10 protein-coding genes and 1 other RNA gene are annotated in these 9,887 nt (G+C 69.8%); 5 read left to right on the top strand and 6 right to left on the bottom strand.

Going from position 1 to position 9,887, the window contains the following annotated elements; all coding sequences use genetic code 11:
- Positions 1–81 precede the first annotated feature (81 nt).
- An RNA gene (gene rnpB / locus ACWGCN_RS35460) (RNase P RNA component class A) lies at positions 82–492 on the bottom strand.
- A 36-nt stretch (positions 493–528) separates the two neighbouring features.
- On the opposite strand from rnpB, the gene ACWGCN_RS35455 reads away from it, so the two are divergent.
- Positions 529–1,416, top strand: coding sequence for an alpha/beta hydrolase (locus tag ACWGCN_RS35455; protein WP_387449383.1), 888 nt, complete (start codon positions 529–531; stop codon positions 1,414–1,416).
- Positions 1,417–1,456: 40 nt separating this feature from the next.
- Positions 1,457–1,999, top strand: coding sequence for an NUDIX domain-containing protein (locus tag ACWGCN_RS35450; protein ID WP_378997004.1), 543 nt, complete (start codon positions 1,457–1,459; stop codon positions 1,997–1,999).
- 286 nt (positions 2,000–2,285) lie between these two features.
- Here the strand turns inward: ACWGCN_RS35450 and ACWGCN_RS35445 are convergent, their stop codons facing one another.
- The 3 genes from ACWGCN_RS35445 to ACWGCN_RS35435 all read right to left on the bottom strand — a co-directional run bounded on the left by ACWGCN_RS35445 (position 2,286) and on the right by ACWGCN_RS35435 (position 5,001).
- Positions 2,286–2,975, bottom strand: coding sequence for a S1 family peptidase (locus ACWGCN_RS35445; protein WP_378639444.1), 690 nt, complete (start codon positions 2,973–2,975; stop codon positions 2,286–2,288).
- A gap of 141 nt (positions 2,976–3,116) precedes the next feature.
- A complete protein-coding gene (locus ACWGCN_RS35440) occupies positions 3,117–4,247 on the bottom strand; it encodes a bifunctional RNase H/acid phosphatase (RefSeq protein ID WP_452460321.1) in 1,131 nt (376 codons plus the stop codon).
- Positions 4,248–4,263: 16 nt separating this feature from the next.
- Entirely contained in the window at positions 4,264–5,001 is a 738-nt protein-coding gene (locus ACWGCN_RS35435; RefSeq protein ID WP_378639441.1) for a zinc ribbon domain-containing protein, read from the bottom strand.
- Positions 5,002–5,135: 134 nt separating this feature from the next.
- Between ACWGCN_RS35435 and ACWGCN_RS35430 the strand changes: the two genes are divergently transcribed.
- Positions 5,136–5,738 carry a hypothetical protein gene (locus ACWGCN_RS35430; protein ID WP_452460320.1) on the top strand — a complete coding sequence of 201 codons (603 nt, stop codon included), beginning with the start codon at positions 5,136–5,138 and terminating at the stop codon, positions 5,736–5,738.
- A 6-nt stretch (positions 5,739–5,744) separates the two neighbouring features.
- On the opposite strand, the gene ACWGCN_RS35425 is transcribed toward ACWGCN_RS35430, so the two are convergent.
- Together ACWGCN_RS35425 and cobC are read right to left on the bottom strand one after the other, a co-directional pair.
- Positions 5,745–6,860, bottom strand: coding sequence for a Nif3-like dinuclear metal center hexameric protein (locus ACWGCN_RS35425; protein ID WP_387449374.1), 1,116 nt, complete (start codon positions 6,858–6,860; stop codon positions 5,745–5,747).
- 97 nt (positions 6,861–6,957) lie between these two features.
- On the bottom strand, positions 6,958–8,115 hold the full coding sequence (cobC, locus tag ACWGCN_RS35420; RefSeq protein WP_452460319.1) for an Rv2231c family pyridoxal phosphate-dependent protein CobC: 1,158 nt from the start codon (positions 8,113–8,115) through the stop codon (positions 6,958–6,960).
- Between the two features lie 44 nt (positions 8,116–8,159).
- Between cobC and ACWGCN_RS35415 the strand changes: the two genes are divergently transcribed.
- A complete protein-coding gene (locus tag ACWGCN_RS35415) occupies positions 8,160–8,663 on the top strand; it encodes a low molecular weight protein-tyrosine-phosphatase (protein WP_378639435.1) in 504 nt (167 codons plus the stop codon).
- A complete protein-coding gene (locus ACWGCN_RS35410; protein WP_452460318.1) occupies positions 8,663–9,529 on the top strand; it encodes an SURF1 family cytochrome oxidase biogenesis protein in 867 nt (288 codons plus the stop codon). The genes ACWGCN_RS35415 and ACWGCN_RS35410 overlap by 1 nt, the downstream gene beginning before the upstream one ends.
- Positions 9,530–9,887 lie beyond the last annotated feature (358 nt).

The raw sequence follows: 9,887 nt of genomic DNA, 5'->3' as shown, positions 1-9,887 counted from the left end.
CACTCAACTACGTTGTGCTCCTTCTGCTGGCATCATTTCTGACGTTCAGCCTCGCATCACTCACGTTCAACCCGCTCGAGAGCCTCGAGCAGTACAGCGCGGAATTCCTCGACGCTCCCGATTCGCATCGGGGGGCGACCATCCATCTGGACACACCGTTGCCGGGTGCCTCGAGCGGTCCACCCGCAGGCTCGGGCGAGCAGCCCTCGAACACCTGCGCAGCCGCACCGTTGCCGATGCGACCTTCGACCTTGCTCCGGGCGGGGTTTACCTAGCCGCCCCGGTCACCCGGGGCGCTGGTGCGCTCTTACCGCACCGTTTCACCCTTACCGCACGTGCGTGCGGCGGTTTGTTTTCTGTGGCACTGTCCCGCGGGTCACCCCGGGTTGCCGTTAACAACCGCCCTGCTCTGTGGAGTCCGGACTTTCCTCGGCACCGGGCAGCGACACTGTTCGTGCCCGTTCCCGTTACCGCGGTCGCCCGGCCGACTCGCCCGCCGGTACAGAGTACTCGCTACGGTATTGACTCATGGAACGTGTCGACGTCAGTTTCCCTTCGGGTGACCAGCAGTGCGCCGCGTGGCTCTACCTGCCCGACGGCGCGCCTCGTCCGCGGCCGTTGGTGATCATGGGACACGGGCTCGGGGCCACCCGCGAGATGGGGTTGGATCGGTATGCGCGGCGGTTCGTCGCCGCGGGAATGGGGGTGCTCGCGTTCGACTACCGGAATTTCGGTGCCAGTGAGGGTTCGCCGCGCCAGGTGCTCAACATCGGGCGGCAGCGGCAGGACTGGAAGGCCGCAATCGCCTACGCGCGCAGCATCCGGGGCTTCGACGCCACTCGGATCGCGTTGTGGGGCACCTCGTTCGGCGGGGGACATGTGCTCGCGGTGGCGCCCGACGACGATTATCTCGCCGCGGTGGTGGCCCAGGTGCCGTTCACCAGCGGGTGGGCGTCGGGGATGGCGAAGGGCCCGATCAGCCTGACCAAGGTCGCCACCATCGCCGCCACCGACCTGCTCTTCGGGCCGATCCGCCGCAAACCCGTCCGCATCCGCCTGGCCGGGCGCAAACGCTCCGCGGCGTTGATGAGCGCCACCGACGTGCCGGAAGGCTACGGCCGACTGGCCGAGGAGAGCGACACCTACGATCCCAAAGTGGGTGCCCGCGTGGCGTTCTCGACACTGTTCGACTCCCCCGGCCGCCGCGCCAAGTCCTTGAAGGTCCCGGTCTTCTACGCGATCGCCGAGAACGACTCGATCGCCCCCGCCGGCCCGACCCGCAAGGCCGCCGAACGCACCAAACACGCTGTGGTCAAGCAGTATCCGGTCGGCCACTTCGACGTGTACTTCGACGATGTCTTCGAGCAGGTAGTACGCGACCAGACCGATTTCCTGGTGTCGGTCCTTCGCCCCTGAACTGCCCGGATACTCCGGGCCCGTGGGGCACCATGGGGTGATGGAACAGATCAGCTCGCGCACGATTTACACCAACCCGTGGATGCGGCTGCGGGAGGACACTGTTCGGCGGGCCGACGGATCGGTGGGGATCTACGGCGTCCTCGACAAGGTCGACTGGGCGCTGGTGATCCCGTTCGACGGCACGGGATTCCATCTCGTCGAGCAGTTCCGCTACCCGCTGGGCATACGGTGCTGGGAGTTCCCCGCGGGCACCCCGGCGCAGGGGACCACTCCCACACCGATCGAGCTGGCGCACAACGAATTGCGCGAGGAAACCGGGCTGCGCGCCGACCACATGACCCCGCTCGGCGCCTTGGCCACCGCACCCGCACTGACCGACCAGCGCGGCCACTGCTTCCTGGCCACCGGCCTCACCCCCGGCGAGCCGGACCGCGAACACGAGGAGCAGGACATGCGCACGGCCTGGTTCTCCCGCTCGCAGGTCGAGGCGATGATCCTGCGTGGCGAGATCATCGACGCCCACGCGGTAGCCGCCTACGGCCTGCTGCTCATGCACGAGCGCGGCCTCGGCCCCGGCTGATCGCACGACGACATCAGCGTGGCAATGACCTCGGAGGTCATGGCTTTGCCTCGAGCCGGGCCGATACGCTGGGCGGGTGACGACGACGAGCGCCCAGATCGGCCCGTTGATGCGCGAGTGGCGGCAGCGGCGCAAGCTCAGCCAGCTCGACCTGGCACTGATCCTCTCGACGACGCCACCGCCACAGCGCTGCGGGCGATGGGCGACGCACAGTCACCCGGGTGATCGACCACGACAAGGGGCGCAGCACCTGATCGGTACTGCGCCCCTTGTTTTCGTGAGTAGATCAGATGGGCTGGAAGCCCGCGCCTACGCCGCCTGCGCGGTTGAGCACGTCCAGGATCACCTGGATGGGCTGGAAGTACGCGGGCGAGTGGATCGGGTTCGCGCCACCGGTGCACGGGACGTCGAAATCGACCGGGCCCAGGCCGGTGAGACGGCCCTGGTTCATGCCGACGAGGCGGTCGCCGACGACGACGGGGCCGCCGGAATCGCCCGGCTGCGAGCAGTACTGGTTGATGGAGGTGCCTTCGAGCTCACCCCACACCACGCCACAGCTGCGACCGCTGGTACGGCCGTCCGAGCACACCGTGGCGCCGGGGCCGGGCGAGGCGCCGATACCGGCGACGGTGGTCTGGCCGATGGTGCGCACCGGCAGTACCTTCGACGCATCCAGTTGCAGCACAGCGAAATCCAGGTAATCACCGTCGTCGGAGTACGCGACGGTCCCGATCACGCCTGCCTTGAGCGCCTGCTCGGCGCCGACGCGCGAACCGGTCGGCGCGCAGTGTCCGGCGGTGAGGCCGACGAGGCGACCCGCACCGTCGTGGCCGATGGCCGTGAGCGAACAACCGGAGTTGTTGTCGAAGACGATGCCCGAAGCCGCGCCGAGCACCACGCTCGGATCGGCCGTCACACTGCCCGCACCCGCGGACGCGGTGAGCACCCCCGCGATGGCCGCCGCAAACGCCGCCATCCGTAGAAACCTCATCAAGTACCTTTCCTGTGTGGCCGCGGCATTCCGCGCGCCCGAGAATATTTCGGGCGATGCGGCGTCGTCGTTACGCCGACCGTGCGCCGGGGCGACCGTACCGTGCCCGGGTGACGAGCGGCTAGCTCACAGGTACGAGGTGTCGTTGACCAGGCGCACCGAGGCGCCGCCGTCGGGATAGAACTCGGCCACGCACAGCGACGCGAGGTCGAGGTGCAGGCGGTACAGCAGCGACGGCCCCACCCCCAGCGCCAGTTGCAGCAGGGTTTTGATCGGGGTCACGTGGCTGACCACCACCACGTTCTGGCCCGGGTACAGCACCACCAGATCGCGGCGCACCCCTTCGACGCGTTCGCGGACCTGATCGAAACTCTCGCCGCCGGGTGCGGGGATCGACGGGTCGCCGAGCCAGTCGCGGTGCAGCAACGGGTCGCGCTCGGCGGCCTCGGCGAAGGTGAGACCCTCCCAGTCGCCGAAATCGGTCTCGGTGAGGCCGTCGAGGATGCGCAACGGCACGCCGAGGGCCGATGCCGCGGCTTCGGCGGTGGACCGGGCGCGCTGCAACGGGGAGCTCACCACGGCGGCGATATCGCCTTTGGCGGCAAGCATTTTCGCGGCGCGGTCGACCTGCTCGCGACCGAGGTCGGTCAGCGGCGGGTTGCCGCGGCCGGAGTAGCGGCGCTCCACCGACAGCGCGGTCTGGCCGTGGCGCAGCAGTAGCAGGCGGGTGGGCTTGCCGACGGCGCCGGTCCAGCCGGGCGAAACCTTGTTCGCGTCAACAGATTTCGGCACGTCGACTTCGTCACCGGCGGCATGTCCGGCCGCGACGGCTTCCCGCACGGTTCCGGTGAGTTCACCGTCGTCCATCGCCTCGTTCGCGAGCCGGTCGGCGTGCGAGTTCTCGGCGCGCGGAATCCAGGTGAAGCTCACCCGATCGAATCCGGCGACCAGTGCCCGTGCCTGCTCGGCGAGCGGAATCATCGAGGCATGCTTGATCTTCCAGCGTCCCGACATCTGCTCGACGACGAGTTTGGAGTCCATCCGCACCGTGACGACGCGGGCGCCCAGCTCGGCCGAGGCCGCCAAACCCGCGATGAGACCACGGTATTCGGCCACGTTGTTGGTGGCGACGCCGATGTACTCCTTGCGTTCGGCGAGCACCCGCACGTGATCGGCGGCGAACACCACCGCGCCGTAGCCTGCCGGGCCGGGATTGCCGCGCGAGCCACCGTCGGCTTCGACGATCACCTGGCTCATCGGCGCACCGCCGCGATCACAGCCCTGATTCCTTGGTGCGCACCATGATCGCGCTGCATTCCGGGCAGCGCAGGACCGCGTCGGGCGCGGCCTGGGCGATGCGCTGCATCTCGCCGCGGTCGATCTCGATCCGGCAGGCGCCGCAGCGACGGGCCTGCAGCAGGGCCGCACCGACTCCGTGCGCCGCGCGCTGCTTGTCGTAGACGGCGATCAGGTCGGCGGGGAACAGGCCGATCAGCTCGGAGCGGTCCTTCTCGCAGCGCTGCTGCGCCACTTCGAGATCGGCCATCGCCTCGTCGCGCAGACGTTCGGCGTCCTCGAGGTCCTGGTCGGCCTTGCTCAGCCGCGCACCGGCGTGGTCGTGGTCGGCGAGCATCGCCTCGCGCTGCTCCATCACGGTCAGCAGCTCGTCCTCGAGCACCGAGCGGCGACGCTCCAGGCTGCCCAGTTCGTGCTGGATCTCGGAGAGCTGCTTGGCGGCGACGGTGCCCGAGGTGAGCATGCCGCGGTCGCGGTCCTCACGCTTGCGGACGGCGTCGACTTCGCCCTCCAGCTTGCGGATGTCGCGGTCCAGATCGTCGATGCCGATCTCCACCGCCACGGCCGCGTCCTTGTAGCCGTGACGTTCGGCCGCCAGACGTGTCACTTCCTGCTGTTCCGGCAGGGCGGAACGGCGGTGGGCGATGCGCGTCAACTCGGCATCGACTCCTGCGAGCTGCAACAGCTTGGTCTGGACCGACGGTTCGACATTCAACGCGCACGAACTCCTGAACACAGTGGACGGATGGATCGATCAACCGTACCGCGCCGCGGGGTGTGATCACGCCATGACCCGAAGAGATGGCCGAAGGCGGGAACCGAACGCGTCCCGGCCGCGTCCAAGCAAGTGTGACCACATCGAACCCGAGAATTGACCTGGCACTGCCGCTGCGCCCGCACATCTTCGACTCCCACGCCGAACCGCGCCAGCTTCAGCTGACATTGGCGACCCCGTTACCCCCGGTGTGTCTCGGGCACGGGCAGGACGCGATCGAGCCGAAGGAGCAGATCCTGCGGTTCTGGGGCAAGCCGGGCGACTACCGCCAGGAAGGTGTCGGGCGACTGCTGTGGGAGCGGCCCAAGAGTGCCCTCGGCGCGCTCGTGGTCGATTGCAACGAGCCGCTCGCGATCGTCAAGGCGCGGTGGCCCGAATGTGGGCGATGTGCGGCGCGGGCGGATGCGCGCATCAAGAAGCTGATCGCCTACTACGTGAGCAGCCTGGTGCCGTTGTTCGTCGGCGGGGCGCTGATGATGGCCCGTCCGTCCGCCTTCGCGTGGATCCTGTGCGCGGCCGGAGTCGGGCTCGTCTTTCTCGCGGTGCTGCTCGGTCCCGCGGTGTTCGTACGAACCGACCGCTACCTCGAAGCGACCCTGGCACCGGACGCGAGCTCGGTCACCGTGCGCGCACATCCCGACTTCGCCCGATCGTGGTCCGGTCAGGCGCAGTGGTGACGCCGATCAGCCGCTGACCGTCCACGGGTCGGTGCGCAGCGTGCAGACGCGGGTCCGCACCGCGGGGAGGGCGATGTTGACGAACTGTTCGGCCTGACCGCACCAGGGGAACTCGGTGGCCCAATGAGCGGCGTCGATGAGGGCGGGGCCGCCGCGCCGCAGGTGCTCGTCGACGGGGTGGTGACGCAGGTCGGAGGTGAGGTAGGCGTCGACGCCGGCGCGGATGGCCCTGTCGAGGTAGGAGTCGCCCGCGCCGCCGCAGACGGCTACCCGTTCGATGACGCGTTCCGGATCGCCCGCCGCGCGCACGCCCCAGACGGTGCGTGGAAGGCCGGCGCCGACGCGTGCGGTGAACTCGCGCAGGGTTTCGGGCTGTGCGAGTTCGCCGATGCGGCCGATACCGAGCGAGGACGGCAGGGGTGCGCGTTCGGTGACGTGGTAGGCGGGCTCCTCGTAGGGGTGGGCGGCGCGCAGGGCGGCGAGAACGGCGAGACGCGAGGTGGGGGGCGCGACCACTTCGACAGCGTCCTCGGTGACGATCTCGACCGTGCCGATCGCGCCGATCGCCGGGGCGGCGCCCGCGATGGGCAGGAATTGGCCGGTACCCGCGGTGTACCAGGCGGCCTCGCGGTAGTCGCCGATCGCGCCCGCGCCCGCGGTGAACAGGGCCGACATCAAGGAAGCCGTGTGGGTCTGCGGCACCTGGATGACCCACTTGTCCACGGCAGCGATGGGTTTGGGATCCAAGGGCCCGGTGACAGTGAGGCCGACGGCCGCGGCCAGCGCGTCGGAGACGCCGGGGTCGGCGGAGTCGGCATTGGTGTGGGCGGAGAACAGGGCACAGCCGGATCGGATCAGCCGGTGCAGCAGCGCGCCTTTGGGCGTATCGGCGGCGACGGTGTCGACCCCGCGCAGCAGTAGCGGATGATGGACGACCAAAGCCTGTGCGCCCCAGCCGATCGCCTCGTCGACCACAGCGGCGGTCGCGTCGACGGCGAAGACCACCTTGGTGACCTCCTGTGCGGGGTCACCGCAGACGAGCCCCACCGAGTCCCACGATTCGGCCAGTCGCGGCGGGTACGCCGCGTCGAGTACCCCGATCAGTTCGGCCAGGTCGGTCACCGCCGCCTCCTTCGTTGCGTGGGAATATTCGTCGTGGTGTCCACGCGCGCCGAGCCTGCTGTTCCGCTCTGCGCGCGTCCGCGTCGATGTGCCCGATTCACCACAGTGCCGCGTTCAGCGCATCGATCAACCCGTCGACTTCGGCTGCACCTCGCACAGCGACACGGAGGTGGTCGGGCCCCAAGCCGGGGAACGTGTCGGCCCGGCGAACGGCGACGCCGCGGTCGGCGAGACGTTTGCGCAGGAGCGCGCCATCGCGGGCGCGGAGCAGAAGGAACGGTCCGGTGGCCGGGGTGTGGACGTCGAGGCCGAGCGCGGTGAGACGGTCGATCATCGCGGTGCGGTCGACAGCGATGCGGGCGGCGTAGCGCTGGGACTCCGCGACGGCGGCGGGTTCGGCCGTCGCGATGATCGCCTCGAGTTGGAGGGTACCGAGTGGCCAGTGCGGGCGGCCATGGGCCAGACGGGCCAGGACCTCGGGAGCGCCGAGGGCGTAGCCGCAGCGCAGACCGGCCAGTGCCCAGGTCTTGGTGAGGCTGCGCAACACGATGACGTCGGGGGCCGACAGACCCGCCAGCGACTCCGCCTCACCGGAAACGACGTCGCCGAGCAGATGGCCATCCGACGCGGGATCGTCATCGACGCAGGCCCCGCCGAAGGACGACGAGCGGGAGGTGCGCTCGTCCGCGATGCCGGAGGGCGCGCGCCGACCGACGACCGCGTCGGTGAAGGCTTCGTCGACCACGATGGTCCGACCTGGGCGACGCAGCGCCTGAATCGTCTGCGCGGAATGCAGGACCGAGGTGGGGTTGGTGGGGTTACCCAGGACGACGAGGTCTGCGTGTTCGGGGACCAGGGTGGGGTCGAGGGTGTACGGGCGTTGCAGGATCACCCTGGTGACCGGGATGTCCGCCTCGCGCAGTGCCAGTTCCGGCTCGGTGAAGGACGGGTGGATGACGGCGGCGAGGCGCGGGGCCAGGCGCGGCAGCATCGCGAAGCCCTCGGCGGCGCCTGCCAGCAACAGCACCTCGTCGGGCGAGCGACCGTGGCGGGCGGCGACGGCGGCGCGGGCGGCGTGCTCGTCGTCGGTGCTCGGGTAGCGGCCGAGGTCAGCCAGGCGGGCGGCCAGGCGATCGCGCAGCCAGTCGGGTGGGGCGACGCCCTGGACGTTCACGGCGAAATCGAGCATGCCCGGACGCGCCTCCACGTCGCCGTGGTGGCGCAACATCGCGGGGTCGACGGAGTCCTCGAGCACAACTGCACACCCTACGTGGCGGCGATTCGGCGCCACGGGCGAGAATGGCTCTCGTGGGTCCACTACATGTCTCGTTCATTTGCACAGGCAATATCTGCCGGTCACCGATGGCCGCGAAGATGTTCGAGGCGCACCTCTACCGAGCGGGTCTCGCGAACCGCGTGCGGGTGAGCAGCGCGGGCACCGGTTCGTGGCATGTCGGCGACGCGGCCGACCCGCGTACCGAGGCGACCCTGCGCCGCGCCGGCTACCCGACCGAGCACACCGCGGCGACCTTCGGTCCCGAGCACAGTGACGCCGACCTGATCATCGCCTTGGACACCGGCCACGATCGCGAACTCGCGCACCGCGGCGTCCCCACCGAGCAGCGCAGGCTGCTGCGCAGCTTCGACCCCGCGGCCGACGGCCGCGATGTGCCGGACCCGTACTACGGCGACCAGTCCGATTTCGACCTCGTCCGCGACCAGATCGAGGCCGCCATCCCCGGCCTGCTCGACTGGGTCCACGCCGAGCTCGACGCGCGCAACCCCGCCGACGTGCAGCTCTGATGCGCAAACTCACCTTTCTGCTGCGTCCCAGCTGGCTGATCCTCGCGGTGATCGTCGCCGCGTTCGCCTACCTGTGCTTCACCGTGCTGGCGCCGTGGCAGCTCGGCAAGAACAACAGCACCGAACACCGCAATCAGCTGATCGCCGACTCTGTGCAGGCCGACCCCGTGGCCGTCACCGATGTCCTCGACGGCGACTCCGGCACCCACACCGAGTGGCGCAAGGTCACCGCGACCGGCGCCTTCGTCCCCGAGTCGACCGTCCTGGTCCGCCTTCGCCACCTCGACGGCGCCCCCGGCTACGCCGTCCTCGCCGCCTTCCGCCTCGACGACGGCCGCACCCTCCTGGTCGACCGCGGCCTGGTCGCCTCCGTCGACGGCACCCGCCCACCCGCGATCGCCGACCCGCCCGCGGGCCCGCAACGCATCGAAGCCCGAGTCCGAGCCTCCGAGGGCGTGGTTCCCGACAAAACGCCCAGCACCCAGGACGGCTTCCGCCAGGTGTACACGGTCGACACCACCCAGGAATCCGCCGTCCTCGGCACCCCCCTCACCCCCGTTCCGACCGGCACCGACAAGGGCGGCTACCTCCAGCTGGCCGCCGACCAGCCAGGCGCCTTCACCCCGACCCCCCTGCCCCAGCTGGACGCGGGCCCCTACCTCTCCTACGGCCTCCAATGGCTCGCCTTCGGCCTGATGGCCCCCCTCGGCCTCGGCTATTTCGTCGTAGCCGAGCTCAAAGCCCGCCGCCGAGACCGCGCCCAACCGTCTACCCCGACGAACCCCACGCCCACCGCAGACGCCCCCACCCCCGCCCAACCCACCACAGAAGCCCGCCTAGCGGACCGCTACGGCCGCAACCGCTGACAGCTGTTCGCCACCCCGCGAATCCAGCACATCGTCCGCGAACTCAACTGCCTCTCGTCTACGCACACCGCGAAGACCGCAGCTCCACCGGACCCCATGCCACATCGTGCACCCCAGATCCACCATGGCCGCCACCCCCACAGCCACACCGCGCACCCCAGGCCAACCATGACCGCCACCCCACAGCCACACCGCGCACCCTAAATCCGCCATCACCCCCACCCCCAGCCACACCGCGCACCCCAGATCCGCCATGACCGCACTCCCACCCACCACCCGCGACCCCTAGGGAGCGGCGGCCACGAAGTGGCCGGTCCGCGGCCGGGTCGCCGGTCAGGCGCCGCGGAGATGCGACGAA

It is taken from the genome of Nocardia sp. NPDC055050 (genome assembly GCF_053608345.1).
The sequence above is the reverse complement of the archived record's forward strand: the minus strand, read 5'-3'. Positions and strand labels throughout refer to the sequence as shown.

Excerpts from the sequence above, each read along its gene's own strand:
- ACWGCN_RS35455 (WP_387449383.1), top strand. The coding sequence starts at position 529 with ATGGAACGTGTCGACGTCAGTTTCCCTTCGGGTGACCAGCAGTGCGCC.
- ACWGCN_RS35450 (WP_378997004.1), top strand. The coding sequence starts at position 1,457 with ATGGAACAGATCAGCTCGCGCACGATTTACACCAACCCGTGGATGCGG.
- ACWGCN_RS35445 (WP_378639444.1), bottom strand. The coding sequence starts at position 2,975 with ATGGCGGCGTTTGCGGCGGCCATCGCGGGGGTGCTCACCGCGTCCGCG.
- ACWGCN_RS35440 (WP_452460321.1), bottom strand. The coding sequence starts at position 4,247 with ATGAGCCAGGTGATCGTCGAAGCCGACGGTGGCTCGCGCGGCAATCCC.
- ACWGCN_RS35415 (WP_378639435.1), top strand. The coding sequence starts at position 8,160 with ATGGCTCTCGTGGGTCCACTACATGTCTCGTTCATTTGCACAGGCAAT.
- ACWGCN_RS35410 (WP_452460318.1), top strand. The coding sequence starts at position 8,663 with ATGCGCAAACTCACCTTTCTGCTGCGTCCCAGCTGGCTGATCCTCGCG.